The 16,862-nt window shown below is 51.8% G+C and carries 15 protein-coding genes; 2 read left to right on the forward strand and 13 right to left on the reverse strand.

Annotation, left to right across the window (positions count from 1 at the left end; genetic code table 11):
* The first annotated feature begins 49 nt into the window (after window positions 1-49).
* Window positions 50-2,050 (forward strand): TRAP transporter permease, encoded by a 2,001-nt coding sequence (locus LBJ36_03440; GenBank protein ID MDR1378084.1) that lies wholly within the window; start codon window positions 50-52, stop codon window positions 2,048-2,050.
* A 54-nt stretch (window positions 2,051-2,104) separates the two neighbouring features.
* Window positions 2,105-3,175 carry a hypothetical protein gene (locus LBJ36_03445; GenBank protein MDR1378085.1) on the forward strand — a complete coding sequence of 357 codons (1,071 nt, stop codon included), beginning with the start codon at window positions 2,105-2,107 and terminating at the stop codon, window positions 3,173-3,175.
* A gap of 121 nt (window positions 3,176-3,296) precedes the next feature.
* Here the strand turns inward: LBJ36_03445 and LBJ36_03450 are convergent, their stop codons facing one another.
* The 13 genes from LBJ36_03450 to LBJ36_03510 form a co-directional block, all read right to left on the reverse strand.
* Window positions 3,297-4,415: a hypothetical protein gene (locus LBJ36_03450; protein ID MDR1378086.1), complete on the reverse strand. Its 1,119-nt coding sequence runs from the start codon at window positions 4,413-4,415 to the stop codon at window positions 3,297-3,299.
* Between the two features lie 8 nt (window positions 4,416-4,423).
* On the reverse strand, window positions 4,424-5,362 hold the full coding sequence (locus tag LBJ36_03455; protein MDR1378087.1) for an NrtA/SsuA/CpmA family ABC transporter substrate-binding protein: 939 nt from the start codon (window positions 5,360-5,362) through the stop codon (window positions 4,424-4,426).
* A 30-nt stretch (window positions 5,363-5,392) separates the two neighbouring features.
* A complete protein-coding gene (locus LBJ36_03460) occupies window positions 5,393-6,094 on the reverse strand; it encodes an ABC transporter ATP-binding protein (GenBank protein MDR1378088.1) in 702 nt (233 codons plus the stop codon).
* Window positions 6,095-6,098: 4 nt separating this feature from the next.
* The gene (locus LBJ36_03465; GenBank protein ID MDR1378089.1) at window positions 6,099-6,875 is read right to left on the reverse strand and encodes an ABC transporter permease; all 777 of its coding nucleotides are present in this window, start codon (window positions 6,873-6,875) and stop codon (window positions 6,099-6,101) included.
* Between the two features lie 500 nt (window positions 6,876-7,375).
* Entirely contained in the window at window positions 7,376-8,524 is a 1,149-nt protein-coding gene (gene alr / locus LBJ36_03470) for an alanine racemase (protein MDR1378090.1), read from the reverse strand.
* Entirely contained in the window at window positions 8,514-9,884 is a 1,371-nt protein-coding gene (locus LBJ36_03475; GenBank protein MDR1378091.1) for a sodium:alanine symporter family protein, read from the reverse strand. The genes alr and LBJ36_03475 overlap by 11 nt, the downstream gene beginning before the upstream one ends.
* A gap of 196 nt (window positions 9,885-10,080) precedes the next feature.
* Window positions 10,081-10,995, reverse strand: coding sequence for a MurR/RpiR family transcriptional regulator (locus LBJ36_03480; protein ID MDR1378092.1), 915 nt, complete (start codon window positions 10,993-10,995; stop codon window positions 10,081-10,083).
* A gap of 111 nt (window positions 10,996-11,106) precedes the next feature.
* On the reverse strand, window positions 11,107-12,483 hold the full coding sequence (locus tag LBJ36_03485; protein MDR1378093.1) for a glutamine synthetase beta-grasp domain-containing protein: 1,377 nt from the start codon (window positions 12,481-12,483) through the stop codon (window positions 11,107-11,109).
* Window positions 12,484-12,783: 300 nt separating this feature from the next.
* The gene (locus tag LBJ36_03490) at window positions 12,784-13,902 is read right to left on the reverse strand and encodes a histidine kinase (GenBank protein MDR1378094.1); all 1,119 of its coding nucleotides are present in this window, start codon (window positions 13,900-13,902) and stop codon (window positions 12,784-12,786) included.
* Window positions 13,903-14,094: 192 nt separating this feature from the next.
* Complete coding sequence (gene rpsD / locus LBJ36_03495) at window positions 14,095-14,691, reverse strand: 30S ribosomal protein S4 (protein MDR1378095.1); 597 nt, start codon at window positions 14,689-14,691, stop codon at window positions 14,095-14,097.
* 659 nt (window positions 14,692-15,350) lie between these two features.
* Window positions 15,351-15,551: a transposase gene (locus LBJ36_03500; protein MDR1378096.1), complete on the reverse strand. Its 201-nt coding sequence runs from the start codon at window positions 15,549-15,551 to the stop codon at window positions 15,351-15,353.
* 64 nt (window positions 15,552-15,615) lie between these two features.
* The gene (locus LBJ36_03505; protein ID MDR1378097.1) at window positions 15,616-16,206 is read right to left on the reverse strand and encodes a hypothetical protein; all 591 of its coding nucleotides are present in this window, start codon (window positions 16,204-16,206) and stop codon (window positions 15,616-15,618) included.
* Between the two features lie 109 nt (window positions 16,207-16,315).
* Window positions 16,316-16,855 (reverse strand): thioredoxin family protein, encoded by a 540-nt coding sequence (locus tag LBJ36_03510; protein ID MDR1378098.1) that lies wholly within the window; start codon window positions 16,853-16,855, stop codon window positions 16,316-16,318.
* Window positions 16,856-16,862: the final 7 nt, after the last annotated feature.

The raw sequence follows: 16,862 nt of genomic DNA on the forward strand, positions 1-16,862 counted from the left end.
TTCAGCTCTGGATTGCCTATTTTTAAATATTAAGCGGAGGCCAATGATCATGCCAAATAACGTACCCGTTTCGGGAGGTTTGGAAAATCTGGGAGATTTGGAAAATATGAAAGAAGAAATATCTCAGGCCAAGGCGGAGGAAGTGCTCGAACAGATCGACAAAGAATCGAGCTTTCGTAAATACGCCGGCGTCTGGGCAAAGGTTGTGGCGGTTGTCGCGACGCTCATGTCCCTGTACCATCTCGCGACTTCATCCGGCCTATGGATGGTGCCGTCGATGCAACATCAAAGCGTACATTTGACATTCCTCATGATTTTGACATTTCTGCTCTACCCAGCATTTGGAAAGAAAAAAGGATCGGGGCCGTCGTACTTCGACTTGATTTGGCTCGTTGTCGCCGCCTCCGCCAGCATCTACATATTCCTGTTCTTCGATGAGTTCAGCATAAGAGGGACATCGATTCCACGGGATATCATCATGGGGGAAATTCTCATCATTTGCGTTCTGGAGGCGACAAGGCGTTCCGTTGGAAAAGAGCTGATGATTCTCGCCATGGTTTTCCTGGCCTACGGCCTGTGGGGCGAGTATCTTCCCGGATTGCTGGGACACACGGGTTTCTCTCTTCGAAGAATCGTCTATCAGACCTATCTCACATCCGAGGGTATTTTCGGGGTGGCCCTCAGCGTGTCGGCAACCTACATTTTCCTGTTCATCCTTTTCGGCTCGTTTCTCGCTGAGACGGGTATGGGTTCCTTCATCAAAGACTTCGCCATGTGCATAGCGGGGCGTACCATCGGGGGTGAAGCCAAGGTAGCTATTGTGACCTGTGGCTTGATGGGGATGATCAATGGCAGCGCCGTCGGCAACGTGGCGGCCACGGGAACCTTTACCATACCCTTGATGCGCGGCGCCGGTTTCAAACCGGTATTTTCCGCCGCTCTAGTCGCGGCGGCGGGGACGGGAGGAATGATCATGCCTCCTGTCATGGGGGCGGCCTCTTTCATTATGGCCGAGTATCTGGGACTGCATTACGCCCGAATCATGCTCGCGGCGGCGATTCCAGCCGTTCTTTATTATTTTTCCCAGTATGTTTACGTCCATATCGAGGCGAAACGCCTCGGGATGCAAAAAGTACCCAGCGACAAAATTATCCCCATGTTCAGTGTGTTGAAGACACAAGGGCACATGATTATCCCGATCGTCTCTATCATCTATCTTTTGCTCATAGGACGCACTCCCCTTTACGCGGCATTCTACGGAATTGTGAGTACCGTCGTCGTCACGTTCGCGGCGTCAGTCTTACAGAGGCGTTTCGTGGCGACGCTGAAAGCGTATCTGCGAGCGCTGGAACAGGGAGCGCGACAGAGCGTGAGCGTAGGAGTCGCCTGCGCGGTGGTCGGAATCATCAACTCGGTGACGGGTTTGACGAGTCTCGGCTTCACTCTGGGCAACGCCATCGTTTCATTGGCGGCGGGCAGCATTGTCCTCACGGCTTTTCTCACAATGATCTTGTCGATTATTCTGGGCATGGGCTTGCCGACGACGGCCTGCTACATCATTACGGCCACAATAGGAGCGCCCGCGCTTCTGAAATTGGGAGTTCATCCTCTGGCGGCCCACATGTTCGTTTACTATTTCGCGTGCCTGTCAAACCTGACACCTCCCGTCGCCATCGCTTCCTACGGGGCGGCCGGGCTTTCCGGCCAAAATCCCTCGGAGGTCGGTTGGGCCGGGTTCCGTATCGCGCTCGCCGGTTTCGTTATCCCATACACCTTTATCTACGCCCCGGCTTTGCTTTTCGTGAGCGACTCTTATCTAGAGATCATAACGGCGACTGTATCGGCCACCATTGGAGTCATTGCGGCGGCCGCTGCTGTTCAGGGATATATCTTCAAGCCGATTAACGCGTTTTTGCGTATTCTGCTTTTTGGAGGCGCCTGTCTTTTGATCTTCCCAGGGATCGCAACAGATCTTGCGGGGTTAGCCATCTTTGCCGCTATGATCATCTACCAAAAAGCGCAAATGTCCTCGAAGGCCGCGATGAGTTGACGATAGGCGCACGATTGGATAGATACTGATATACCTGATATAGGAGGCTTTATCGTGCCCAAGTACGATATCATTCACTTTGAAGCGTTAGGCGAGGAAGCTAAGCATTTGGAGGAAGAAACGGTAGGGGAGCAGAAAAAAAACAATCTGCCCCAAGACCTAAAATACCTCATAACGCCTGACGCGGTGCAGGATTTTATGGAAAAAAACCCCGACGTCGCTCTGCCGGATCTCATCACGACGAAAACTCACTCCCGGCTTCCCCAGGGTTATTTGAGCGGTGCGAAAAAAAGCATCGTCACTCGAAGCGCCGGATACGATCATTTCGAGCACCTCGTCGATGTAGCGAACTTCGCTTCTCTGCGTGAATACTGCGTTGACGCCGTCGCCCAAACCGCTATGAAATTTTTGTACGCCGCGGCGGGTCTTTTGAATCACTACACGGAAAACACCCGCACCTTCGAGAGAAACAAGAGCCTTTCCTTCATGGAGTTGACCTCTAGCAGAGTGGCGACCGTTTTCGGAGTAGGGAAAATCGGCAAAAAAACCTACGATCTCTTGGCGGCCAACGGGCTCACAGTACAGGCGGTCGACGTCCGGCGGGACGAATTGGAGCCTTTTTATGGCCACGGCGTCCGCTTCGTCTCAAAAGAAGAGGCGATTAAAAATAGTGACGTCGTTGTCAACGCGATGAATTTAACGAAAATACCCCAGAGCCGTTTTTTCAACGTGGGGTATTTTTCGAAAGAGTATTTGTCCCAAGCGAAACCCGGTTTGATTTTCATCAACGTGACGAGAGGAGAGATCGCTCCGGAGACGGGACTCGTGGATCTTTACGATCAAAAGATCCTCGGCGGGATCGGCCTGGATATCTTTACCGAGGAAAACGTGTTTTCCAAAGTCGTCAAAGGGCAAGCGCCGGAAAAGCCGGACCATGTCGCCGCGAAAGCATTGGTGGAGCGGGCCTTAAATCGCGGCGCGAACATCTACGTCCAGCCGCATCAAGGTTTCAACTCGGACGTCGCCGCCGTCAATAAGGCGTATGAAGCCATTAAGCATATTGTGGCGTGGTACAAAAACGGCAAAAAACATTTTGACGAACAACTCCCTTATTACAGGGGCTAAGGGATCAAACGGGCCACCGTCGAGCGTTTTACGGTGGCCGATTGGGAATCATTTTGCCGAACTTATAAACACTTATAAACAATAGAAGGCGTTGCCGAGTTATTTCCGAGTTATTTCCGAGTTATTCCAACACCTCGAACGGCTCTGGGTCATCGAGAACACGGCACGCAAACTCTAACTGCAAGGTTTTGATCACTTCTTCATCCTTGAACTCCGCGGGGTTTTCTCCGCGGATTCTACAAAGCCTCAGGTACTCCTTGGGAACGGCTTTTTCCTTCAGTGTGAACATTCGGGACGATTCCGGCAAAGAAAGCCGGAATGCGAAGGCTCCGCTGCCCGGCATGACCTTCGGCGCGGGAGTTCCATCGCCCCAAGCCGGGTCGACCGCAACTCGATCATCCCTTCCCCGAAACAAAAACTCCAAGGCGTCTTGTATCCCGTCCCCTAAAGCGCCGGACTTGGCATGGACGGCTCTGCGAGGTAATCCGCGCTCCTCGTTCCCCTTTATGTTCCCCTCCATCCGAACCCACTGCCGGACCAACGACCACGCGAGGCAAAGGCCGCACAACGACGTGTTCCCATGGTACCGCCGAAGCTGTTCGATCCCCACGGTGTATTCCCCATAGTCGTTCAGGCAAAGACGGAAGTCGTCCTTCAGAATTGGAAGCTCGGAGCGAACATCACTGGGGAGCGTTCCACATATCCTGTGAGCGTACACGTCGAAAATATCGATGGGGTCCAGTGCCAAGAGCGCGGCCTCGAGTTTCCGGCGAAGTTCCAGAGCTCGCGCCTCCGCTTCTGGTGGAATTCTCTTGAAATGCAGGTCTTCGGAGATTTTATAAAATTCTTCTGGAACCAGTCTCGGTTTCACAGCGAGTTCCACATACCCATCCTCCTGGGAGAACCGATAAAAGAACTTTCCCCTGACGGGGGCCGGGACGGTTCCCTGGGGAACGGGCATATCCAAATCAAGGACATAGCGGTCCAGGGACGCGCATCGCAAAACCATCTCCACGGCGTCCTTGAAGCCCTTTCCGGTAAAAGGGGTTTCCACGGAACACCTCCCGCGCACGAAGCATCCTCCATGGGGAAAGAGCAGAGAATGAGCCAATCGCATGGCCTTGTACCCTAAAACCGTCCCCGCGGGATAACGCCCCCCGTGATAGGCCGCGATATCCCGGTAGTCAGCTTGTAGCGAAACATCACCGGCGCGGAATTCGAGCTCTCCACTCTTGATCATGTCGTGAATCAGCGCGCGATCAACGAGACGGGGTCTACATACTTCACGGCGAGTTCCGCGTCGATGAGGAACTGCATGGTGCTCTTCAGATCCTCGATGTCCCGCTCTCGGATGTCGGGGTCGAAGTCGTAGAGCTTGGCCATCTCTTTGACCTGCTCAATCTCTATCTCCGTCTCCTCGCTGACGATCTTCGCCGCTTCCTCCGGGTTATCCGCGGCATAAGCCAGGGCCTTGCGATGAATGTCCAGCATCCTCTTGGGAAGGTCAGGCACTTCTTCTAGGGCTTTCGCACTGACGCCGATCAGAATCGTCGCCTCGATCAGCCCTTCGCCGTCAAAGAGCACCCGAGCGCCGCCCTCGATCGCTTTCAGCGCCGCCGGTCCGGCCGCTAGGGCTCCGTCGATGGAGTCACTCATCAGCGCGGCCGTGGCCGTGGGAATCGGCATTTCGATATGCTCCACGTCCAAAGGCGACACTTCCGCTTTCTTTAGTCCCGCCAGCAGCAGTTGATGCAGCACCGTTCCCTTGGGGCCGGCGACCTTCTTCCCCTTCAGATCGGCGATGGTTTTTATAGCGGGGTCCTTAACCAAAAGAGAGTACGTTTTAGGCGCTCTCGAATAGATCCCCGCGATCTTGATGTCCAGTCCTTGAGAGGCAGCCAACAGAAGAGACGTCCCCCCGATGCAGTTGGCTACCTGAACCGATCCCGCCGCCATCGCCTGAGTCTGTTGAGCGCCGGATGTTATTTCAGGATGGGAAACCGTGTAGCCCAAGGAACCAAACTCCGCCTCCAGAAGTCCCAGATGTTTTTCAATGATAGAGGGAATGTTCAAAGGAGACTTTACGTAGGTGATGGTCATGGTTTTTTCCCCCGCCCGCGCCGGAAGCGCGGAGAATACCGTCAATGCCAAAACAAACGCCAAAAAGCCCACAACCCATTTTTTCATACTCGTATTCCTCCATTTGCTTATTTTTTGTTAAATTTTTTCGATGGAAAGTAAAATTCGTTCACGGAGAGAGTACAGCTCCGCGGATTTCCTTGGGTGAGGGCTCTCGACCTGGAAGCGGTCGGTCACCTCCCCTTCGCGCAGGACGACGACATGATCGGCTAGCAGCAACGCCTCGTCGATGTCGTGGGTGACGAATAAAATAGTCTTTCCTCCTTCCTGCCACAGCCGCAACAGGTCGCTCTGCAGCGCTTTTCGCGTGAACCAATCCAAGGCTCCAAAGGGCTCGTCCATGAGAATCAAATGAGGTTTGCGGAAAAGTGTTCTTCCCAGAGCAACGCGCTGTGCCATACCTCCGGAAAGCTCGTTGGGAAATGCCTTGGAGAATTCGGACAACCCCAGAGTCCGTAAAATTGGGTCCACGTTACCGCCGCTAAAAACTCCGCCAAGTTCAGCGAAACGGATGTTGTCGGCGACGGAAAGCCACGGCATCAGGCGCGCTTCCTGAAAAACGTACCCCATGTGACGCCGAGGGACGGAGCAGAACACCTCGCCTTCGGAGGGTTTTTCCAGGCTGGCGATCAGGCGCAGAAGGGTTGTCTTCCCACATCCGCTTTTACCCAGGAGCGCGACGAAAGAACCCGCTGACAGGCTTAGGGAAACGTTCCGTAAAGCCGTTACGGGTCCATTCTCCGTTTCGTAAATTTTCGTCAAGTTTTCGACGCGAACCATGTCGTCACCCTACCACCCGTTGCTCGCTCGTTCGGCTCCACGGGAAGAGGCGAGAAGAAACAATCTCCAACAGAAAATCGGAAAAAGCGCCGACACACCCCAATACGAGGACGCCGCAGATGATGGTGTCTGATCTCGACAGGGTTTCCGCCTCCCGGATCATGTAGCCGATGCCGGAAGACGCCGCCACAATCTCCGCACCCACCAGAGACCTCCAACTGTAGGACAGGGCAAGGCGGATGCCCACGAAAAAATAGGGAAAGAAGGCGGGAAACGCTATATGCCGAAACAGGGCCCACCGTGAAAACGACAGGGTTTTGCCGACCTCCAGAAGTCGGCGATCCACATGCCGTATACCGTTTTCCGCGTTGAGCAGTATGGGGAAAAAACTGGCCATGACGACGACGGCGATTCTGGACGCCTCTCCAATCCCCAGTCCCAAGATCAGGAGCGGCACTACCGCTAGGGGCGGAATTTGACGGGCAAAATTCAGAAGAGGACGCGTCAGTAAGGAAAAAATGGGAACCAAGCCCAAGGCGATGCCCATAGGAAAGGCCACGAGCACAGAGATGCCGAACCCCGAAAACACACGCGTCAAGCTTGCAAAGAGATGTCTCGCCAGAACTCCGCTGTTCAGAAGATTCATCATCCTGCGCAATACCAACAGTGGCGCGGGAAACAAAAAATGATTCCATCCAGGCCGACCGCTACCCCAGTGCCACAAAAGCAAAAGAATAATAAACCCCGACGCCGAAAGAACGCGACGACCCCATCTACGCATCGGCAAAAAGCCTCTTTATCTCAAAGATAAACGTCAAACAATAATGTTTGTCCGTGCAAACATTGTAATATTTTTACTTCTATCTGTCAATCTTCGTGCTTGGCGTCGAGTCATTTGAACACTACTTGCGCAACAAATGTGGGAAAAGCGGTCAACCCTGCTCACCACACCTCGGAATTTCCTGTCAATTTCAGTGTCAAAGTGCACTTGGTGGAAAAGCTCGCCAAGACATCGAGACATTGAAAAAATGGGTAAACGTACTCAATTGAGCTATTTTTAGAGCCTGTTTTTTGAATTTCTTTTCCCCGCCAGACCCCAAATCGCAGGCAAAAAAGAGCATCTTACAGTGTGTGTATGTTTAAAAATTGATTACCAAAAACCGACATGACAAGACTCTATCAAAAAATCAAGGGAGAAATTTCTTTCTCCCTACCGCCGTTGTTCGCAATGGCGAACTTCTTATTTAAAGGTGGAACAAACTGTGACTCGCTATATAAAAACTAATCCGGCAGCACGACGCGGGGAACGCGGTGGGTAAAGAGACTTAATGCCTGTGTAAGAACGCTGTCGATGCGTCTCGCAATCTCCTGTACCGTAATCTCCTCTGTTCCCTGCCGACCGATCACGACGACTTCATCATCAACCCGCGCATCTGGGACCCGCGTCAAATCGATCATCGTCTGATCCATACAGATCGCTCCCACGACGGGGACGCGTTTGCCGCCGACAAGCACCTCCGGGTTGTGCTGAAAACGCGCGAAGCCATCATAAAAGCCCATCGGAAGCACGCCAATTTTCTGAACGCCTCGCGTCATGTAGCGCAACCCATAGCCGATGCCGCTGTTGGGCGGGAGCACACGCACAGCGCTTAACGCCGTTTTGACGGCAATCGACGGCATTAGCGGGAAGGGACGGCTCCTTTCCCCGCTGGGCAGTCCGTAAAAGAGATTTCCAGGCCGAACTGCGCCGAGGCGCATTTGCGGGTAATGGATGATAGCCGCGCTGTTGCAGGTGTGCAGAAGGGGCAATTCGACGCCCGCCGCGCGTATTTTTTCCACTGCCGTCATAAATCGCTCGAACTGCCAAAGCGTATAGGCCGGGTTAGGTTCCTCCGATGTGGCGAAATGCGTAAAAGCTCCCTCGACACTCAACTCCATGTCACGCAAAACCGGCGCGTTCGCGACGGCTTCGTTGGGTAGGAATCCCGTCCGCCCCATGCCGCTGTCGATTTTGACGTGAACGCGGGCGGGTTGTCCAACGCGCTCCGCGGCGTTCTTCATAGCCAGGGCGTAGTCCAAGTCCCCGCAGGCGCAAATGACACCGTTACGGACAAGTGGTTCCGCCGCGGCGCGTGGCGCGGCGCTCATGACCAGAATGTCCTCTCGGAACCCATCCCGTCGCAGCGCCAAAGCCTCCTCCGGCGTCGCAACGCCGAACATGCCGCAGCCCACTTCCCGCAGAATCCGCGCGATCGTGAGCAGGCCCAGAGAATACCCGTCGCCCTTGATGATTCCGATGATCTGGCAACCGGGACCGACGTACTTTTGGATGTTTCGGTAATTTACCCGCAGGCTTGCGGCGTCGATCTCCAGACGGGTCGGGCGCAGTCTCTCCAAACCGGCATAGGGAGACAGTTCACTACAGGCCACGGTCTTTCATCCACGCTTTATAGGTTTTAAAGAAGACAGGGCTTAGAAGAAGGAGGGCGATCATATTGGGAATGCCCTCAATGCCCGTTGAGACGTCGACGACCGTCCAGACGAAATCCACAGATTTCTCCAGAACAATAAACGGCGGAATCAGCCAGATGAAGTTAAATAGGAAGATCGTTGATGGCTTGTCGCCGAAGACATAGACGACCGAGGTTTTGTATTCGAAGTAATAGCCGATCATCGTGGTCAAGGCCGCCAATGTGACAGTGATCGCGACGATGCCCTGGCCAAAGCCTCCATAGAGCGACTGGAAACCGGAGAAGGTCAGTTCGACGCCCGTCTGCCCGTTGTGCCAAAGGTTGGGAGCGGCACAGAGAATGACGATGGCGGTCATGGTGCACATCACCATGGTGTCGATGAAAACCTCCATAGCGCCGTAAAGGCCCTGATTGCAGGGATGATCCGTGATGGCCGTGGCGTGGACCATGGGAGCGGTTCCCAATCCGGCCTCGTTGGAAAAGGTTCCGCGCGACGCGCCCCGCTGAAGCGCCTGGATGACCGTTGCGCCGGCGAACCCGCCGATGGCCGCGTGCGGATTGAAGGCGTACCGGAAAATATCGACAAAAACCTGAGGAAGATGTGTAATGTTGACGAGGATGATGCCCATTGAGAAGATGACGTAGAAGATGACCAGGAAGGGGGTGATCTTTTCCGCAAAACGTCCGATGCGCTTGAACCCGCCGAAAACGACGAGCGCGGTGAGGACGACCGACGCGACGACGGTGTAGAGGGGCTTGATTCCGAAAGCCGTGTCGAGCGCGACGGCCATGGTGGAGGGTTGGACCCACACGGCTGTGCCCAGCGCGCCCAGAATCATCATGACGCCGTAGAAAATTGACAGGGGCTTCCACTTCGGTCCCAGGCCCTTTTCAATGTAATACATCGGGCCGCCGTAAAACGTACCGTCGGGCCGCTGTTCGCGGTAGAGGACGGCGAGAGTGACCTCGACGAACTTCGTCATCATGCCGAGGATCGCCATCACCCACATCCAGAAGACCGCTCCGGGGCCACCCAGCGCGATTGCCGTCGCGACGCCGGCGATATTGCCATTGCCGATCGTTCCGGCCAGAGCCGCGGATATGGCCTGGAAGGGTGTGATGGTTCCTTCGCCCTTCAGTTCCTCATGCCGTAAGACTTTGCCCAGAGTCTCGCGGAAGATGAAAGGAAGGTGCCGAATCTGAAAGAACCCGGTCCCGAAGGTGAAGACGACCCCGCACACAGCGATGAGCGCCAGCATGGGCCAACCCCAAAGCTGTCCCGCCAGCCAATCGAAAAAACTGAAAAACGCGCTTTCCATCTACTATATTCTCCTTTTCTATGTAAAATTCATTTCCGAGCTACGCGGAAATGTAAAACTCGAAGCCTCGGGTTTCGCCAGAAACCACCCAAAATAGCGATCTTCAGGAATACAGGAATACAGGAATACAGGAATAGCGATCTTCAGGTTGATAGGACAATGTTTACGCGCCATCGCCGCGCGGGTGTTATGCGGACTATCGCTTTGGAGACGGAGATGACGCGGACTTAGATCCCACCAAATTTTCGTCGAGGACGTATTTATCGTATTCCTGAACCCTCTTGGCCGTGTCTTTGCCGTTTTTTAAAAAGACAGAGTACATCAGTGTGTGGATCAGTATCATCGCGGCCGCATAGGCGTCCACAAAGGTGATGGTCCACTGGGGCGTCAGAATCAGACAATCCGCGTAGGTAGCCGCGGGAGAAAGAACACTGTCTGAGATCACAATGATTTTTGTATTTGGGTTTCGACTTCGCAAGGTCTCCAGGATTTCGTTCGTTCTTGTCGGATATCGCGGAAAACTGAACGCCAAAATGACGTCGTTTTCCGAGAGATCGATGAATGTGGCGAAATCGGGAATGTCAAGGCGAGTCAGAGCGACAACGTTCTTGCGGATGATGCTCAGGTAAGAAGCCGCGTACTCGGCGAGAAAATAATTGAGTCCGGCCGCCGTCGTGACGATTTTTTTTGCTTTGACGAGGAAATTTGTCGCTTGCTCCAGCACCTTGAGATCAAGAGTGCGATAAGTTTTTTCGATGCTTTTGCTCTCGAGAGAAAAAATTTCGTCGATGATCTTTTGCGTTCCCTCGGACTCTTCTCTACTGAAGTCCTGAATGAGGCTGTGTCCAGGTTTTGTCCGGTCGATCTGGGCACGTATCGCGGTTTGAAGGTCGGGGAATCCCTTGTATCCCAAGAATCGAGCGAAACGGGTAATGCTCGGTTCGCTCACGCTGGTGGCGAAGGAGAGTTCCGTGATGCTGGAGTAAGCCAAATCCGCGTAGTTTTGCGCGATGAAGCGGGCGAGAATGTACTGCTTCGGACTAAAATCCTTGTTTTTCGATTTCAGACGATCGAGCAATAAACCCTCTGAGACATCGAGCTTCTCCTCCATCTGGAACTCTCCTTTATTGGAGGTCGATTTTCACGGCCATTCCGTCCCTCAATAGGCGGAGAAAATAGGCGGAGAAACGGAACAGCCTTTTAACAGCCAACCAGCCTCGCGTTAGAAATAAAGTTCGTACTCTTGCGGTACAGGAGCATTATACACGTAATCGGCCTCGGACCTTTTGACGGTGGTCCAGCGGTTCAACAATTTTTGTGGGAAAACCGGATCGAGGTATTGATGGTCTTTCTCCAACCCGTCCATAACAGCATTCAGATTGAGAGGAAATCTTCTGTTCTCGTCGCTTTCAGTATTGTTGAAGCCCAGTTTCACAGGGTCGAGGTTCTGCAATATCCCGTCGCATCCCGCGAGGAGCATGGCCGCGAGCATATAATAAATATTCGCCGAGGCGTCACCTGTGCGATACTCCATGCGAACTTCCTGTTTGCCGAGGTAGCCCGGGATACGAATGGCCGCGTTCCTGGACGCTTTGGCGAAAGTGGCGCTTATAGGCGCCTCATAACCCGCTATCAACCGCCGATAGCTGTTGGTGCTGGGATTACAGAAAGCGAGGAGACTTCCTGTCAGGCTGTGGGTCAACAGCCCAGCAATATAGGAAAGGGCTTTTTGGGAAAGGCCGTAGAGTTCGTCCCCGATAAAAAGGGAGGTTCCGTCTTTTTCAAGAAATTGATGAACGTGCATACCGCTTCCGGCCATTTTGTAAAGGGGTTTAGGCATAAATGTGGCTTTCAATCCCATTCGATCAGCTACGCAACGGATGATCCACTTGGCCAGACTGACGCCATCCGCCGCTTTTCGAATGTCCATGAAATTCAACTCGATTTCCAGTTGTGAAGCCCCCACCTCGTGATGGTGGTACTTGACCGGAATACCGATTTGTTCCATTAAATACACGACCTGATTGCGAAAATCCATGTAACGATCATCTGGCGGGAGGCGATGATATCCTCCGTGGTGGTCAAAACGAGGAGCGGTGTCGAATTCGTGTCCCAGTCCTTCGGCGGAGGCTACGGAATAAAAGGATCCCGTTACATCGCACCCATACTTCACTGAATCAAAAATATAAAATTCTAATTCTACCAAGGCTTGCATGTTATCGGCGATTTTCCGCTCGCGCAAAAAATCCAGGGAACGCTGGACAACGTTGCGGGGATACTGGTCGAAAAGGTCGCCGTTGGAAGTCAGCACATCCCCCAACACGTGAAGGATCCGAAAATTGCCCCGTTTTTCGATAAAAGTGGTTTTTTCGTCAGGTACAATAATCATATCGGAGTCCGTGACCTTGGCATAGCCATAGTTGGACGCGTCGAAACCAATGCCCTTTTCAAAAATTTTCTTCGTCACGTATCCTTTCGGTATCGATACGCTGCGCAGATTCCCGTGCAAATCCAGGGCCATCAGGTTCAAAAAATCAAAGGGTCCGTCTTTGGAATACTTCTCGATAAGCATTTCGTTTCCCATGTTGACCGTGTCCATTTGAATACCTCCTCAATTTTTTCAGTATTTTTTCGACATTTTTCCAACATTAATGACAAGTGTTTGAAGGTAGTTTTTCATGAATAATGATATAAGAAATTAAATTTTCAAAAGTTTACACTTACCTTTGATTTGTGTCAAGTGGTTTTTCCTGACCCAAAAGCACAGATTGCGATTTTAGATCAAACATTTTTTACAGTGTTTCTTACGGCTATTTTGGTTTTTTTTGGGGGTCTGTTAACGTGAACTGCTATGTTAGAGCGAGAGCTTTTGAGTTATGCCATAAGGATTGAATTTGAGTTATGCCATAAGGATTGGAATGGAAAAGGACACACTGGAGCCTTTTTTGAGGACGCTGGTGATGGAGATTTTTCCACCCAGCATCTTGACCCGGTCTTCCATGTTGACGAGTCCATAAGAACCTCGTTCTTTGGCAGCGGCCTTTTCCCGCGCCACATCAAATCCTTCTCCGTTATCAGTGACTCGAACTTTTAAAGTTTTTCGGGAGTACGCAATGCCCACCTTGATTTCAGTGGCTCCGTGTCGGGCGGCGTTCATCACCGCTTGGTGCAGTGTTTTGAAAGACGCGATCCGTGCACTGGCGGGCACTTCGTCCAGATTCCCGTTGAGCGTGAAGATGAGAGTGCATTTCCACATTTGTATCAATTGCGACGCTAAACGTTTCAAGGGAAACCCAAACCCCTCTTGGATGCCCGTGGGGTTCAAGTTAAAAAGAAAAGCGCGTATTTCATCAAGTCCGTTTCGCGTCTGTTCGAGAGCTCGTTCGATTTCTTCCTTGGTTTTTTCGTAGTCAGCGCGGAGTAGGTATTCCTTTCCCGTTTCCAGAATCAATCCCACGGCGGCAAAGGTTTGGGTGGGACCATCATGCAGTTCTCTCGCGAAAGTGATTGCTTCGCGTTCCGCCAAGTGAAAGGCCGTCTGCATCGTCTCGGTGTTGCGAACAGCGTCGTCGCTCGCGGAAAAATCCTCTGGCATAGACACGAGGTTAAGCACCATACGTAGGCGGTTGCCCATGTTTTCGCTTCTATTCACCAAGCGCTTCAGGCGATACTCTTCTTGTGTCAGCTCGCTTTTTTTTGCGCTCAGAAGCCGGTGTCGTTCTTCCAAAGAGCCGCGAATTTTCATATAAGCCGACGCGCGCTCATAAGACGCTTTTTCGTCCAACAGCTCGCCGCGTATCGAGCTTTGCAACAGTTCCTCACGTGATTGCTCGTAGTCTTCGATTGCTTTGTCCAGGGCCGCCGCCAAATCCCTCAACTCCAAGACAAGAGCGCGCGCGCGTTCTTTCACATCCTCGAGCCGTCCAGATTCTTCTTGCCTCATGAGGTAAAGCTCGTTCAGGCTCTCTTGCAAGCAACGACTGATACGCTCTCCAATATCTCCGATTTTGTCTGGCATTGACATGGAACAACTCCACTCACACCCGTAATATTTTCCGACGAGAAAACGTTCCTACAGTACAATACCATTATATTTTATCGCGCGGAGCCACAAAAAGATACCGTATTGTGTACACAAACATCCGCACCCACGACCAAACGGGAGCGGTATGTCTGCGTCAAAAAGTTATCGATAATGACTCGCTTTGGGCTACTTAGAGTACAACTCGACTGCTAGGATCTCGTTGACGTCAATAGGAAGCTCGTTGCGCTGTGGCTCTCTAAGCAGCTTTGCGCTGAACTGATCCTTGTTTTTCTCGATGTAGGGGACATTAAAGGAAACGAGCCCCTGGAAATTATCTTGAAAAACTTGATTTGTCCGAGATTTTTCCCTGAGAGCCACCACGTCGTTCACCTTCACGCCGTAGGAGGGGATATCCACCTTCGCGCCGTTGACCAACATGTGTCCGTGGGAGACAATCTGGCGGGCCTGACGAATGGACCGAGCGAAGCCGATGCGGTAGACCAGATTGTCCAAACGACACTCCAGCGTTTTCAAAAGCGCCACGCCAGTCATATCGGAGCTTTTTTTCGCTATCTCGAAATAACGGGCGAACTGCCGCTCCAGAATGCCGTAGTAAGCCTTGATTTTTTGTTTCTCCAGCAATTGGAGGCCATATTCCGAGACCTTCTGTCCGCCTCTGGTGGGCTTTTTAGTGTCTACTCTCTTCAGTGCCTTGGGATGACCGCAGACATTGACTCCCAAATGGCGGGAAAGTTTAAAACGGGGTTCTCTTCGCGTTGCCATAAAGACGCTCCTTTTCTAATACAAATTAAAGGGTTTTTTGATTTTTTTGATAACCCTTCTTCTTTTTTTCCAATTCTAGAATTTTATCATTGTTAGCGGGAGGTGTAAACCACCAAAATTCACGGGTTATGGGCTTTTCGCTCATTAGGCGCTGCTTCTTTCTTGTTTTCAATTTTCTCAATTGCTACTTTCTCAATTTCTACCTGACGCACAGGACGTTTCAATTTCTTCAGCTTGATTTCTTCAGCTTGATCGCATATCCTTTATAGCAACATATCCTTTATAGCAAATGGATACTTCCCCGCCATAGCTTTCTCGCGCTTCCAGGTCGGTGATTTGCTGTGATTTGCTTCGGATGAAGGTGGGTTCGGATGAAGGTGGGTGATGTGTTGGACGAAGAGAGGAATATCCTTTCCGGAATATCCTTTATCGTAACTCCTGAAACAGGATTCGTCTTCTCATCTCATCCAGCTCATTGGCCTGATCTCGGAGAATCAAGATGACATGAACGAGGCCATGAAAAGAGCGTACCTGGATTTGAATTTGTAACGTACCTGGATTTGAATTTGTAGGGAGAGCAAACACATCGCGCTCTCCCTTTGCAAGATGTCTTAACGACCTGATACGTTTGCCGTTCCGTCAGACCTATTCAAATCTATCTAAACAGATTCAAAGCTGACTTCCTGCTTCACTGAGGCCTGTTTCACCGCCATCTCGCGACGACGGCCAGAGCTTTCCTCTCCGCAGGCTGACACCGTGGAACTCACGGCGTAATTTCTGAAATTGATCGCTGCGTTCACGTCTCGGTCATGATGTACGCCGCATTGCGGGCACGTCCACTTCCGAACTGATAGCGACAACTACTCTAATCTATTCATAATTACATATATTAACATAGATTCAGTCATATTTCAATCGAACTGTTTACACCCTGGTTTTCGCCCCAAACAGCATTACTACAATCACCCAACCTTCCCAAAATCCCGAATTACAGCCACTGGCTTTGTTGGAAATATCCGGCTTTGGTGAGTTTTTTTTCCAGATAGCGCTTTCGGAGCTGATCTCGACCTGGCCGACGATGTCCACGTCGATGTATCCACTAATCTTCACGATTCCCGATGTAGTGGAGGTAAACGTCACCTCGTAGACCAAACCGTCAACTGAAACCGGCGGTAGTTTAAAAGAATTGCTCATCGTGGGAGCGAGTTCAGGAACCTTGACGGGAGTGTTCAGAATAACAACTTTCGAGTACCGCCAGGCGTTGATATTGAGCTTCGACGCGTTGAGCTGCATCGCCAAAGAAAAACCCAGAAAATATTGATCTCCGCTTTCTATTTGGGTTCGCATATCCAAAGTGCCGTCGAGAGTCATTTCGACCCGCGCAATACCCTTTTCCACGAATCCTCCACCCTCTATAAACCATGGACCGCTAATATCATAAATATCATAGTCCGCAAGAACGGATCCTGGCGCTAGAAACAAAAAGAGAAGCGCTATCACCAAATTCCTTCGCATATTCAAAAACCTCCTGAACGCAAGAATCTCACACGAGGTCGGGCGCGTCCGTCGGAAGAACCATCATTTCAAATTGGGTTCGCATATCCAAAGTGCCGTTGAAGGACCATCATTTCAAATAAGGTGACACGTCGTTCTTCTGGCCTTGCAAGACCTTCAGGAGGTCTTTTTCGATCAAATCGTCATTGCCTCCGTTGCGGAACTTGCCGATGACGATCATCGCGACTTTGCGAGAGATGGCCTCGGCCGCGGCACGGTGAACGTCCAGAGGCCGCTCGATGAAGGCGCCATCCATCAGGTCGCCGGACGCGTTCAGCGCGAGAACCGTAGGAACGCGGCTCGTTCCAAGGCGTTGTTGCAAAAAACCCTCGGCAGCGGCGTTCCACTCTTCAAACACCACGGAGATATGGGGGTTGACCCGCGGAATTTTACCTAAGAGGGGCAACACTGCCCGGCAATCAGGACAGCCGACATTCGCGAAAACCACCAAGGTGATCCCCTGAAATTCTTTTAGGGCTTTCTCGAAAGAAGGAGAAAATTTCACTTCCTCCGAGCGTTGTTTAACGTAAACTTCATCCGAGGAAACGCCGAGAAACTCGTCAAACGTTTTCCCCGATGTTAAATCGAAAGGTACCTGATTGTCGGTCATTTTTACT

This window comes from Synergistaceae bacterium (assembly GCA_031267575.1).
GTDB lineage: Bacteria > Synergistota > Synergistia > Synergistales > Aminobacteriaceae > JAIRYN01.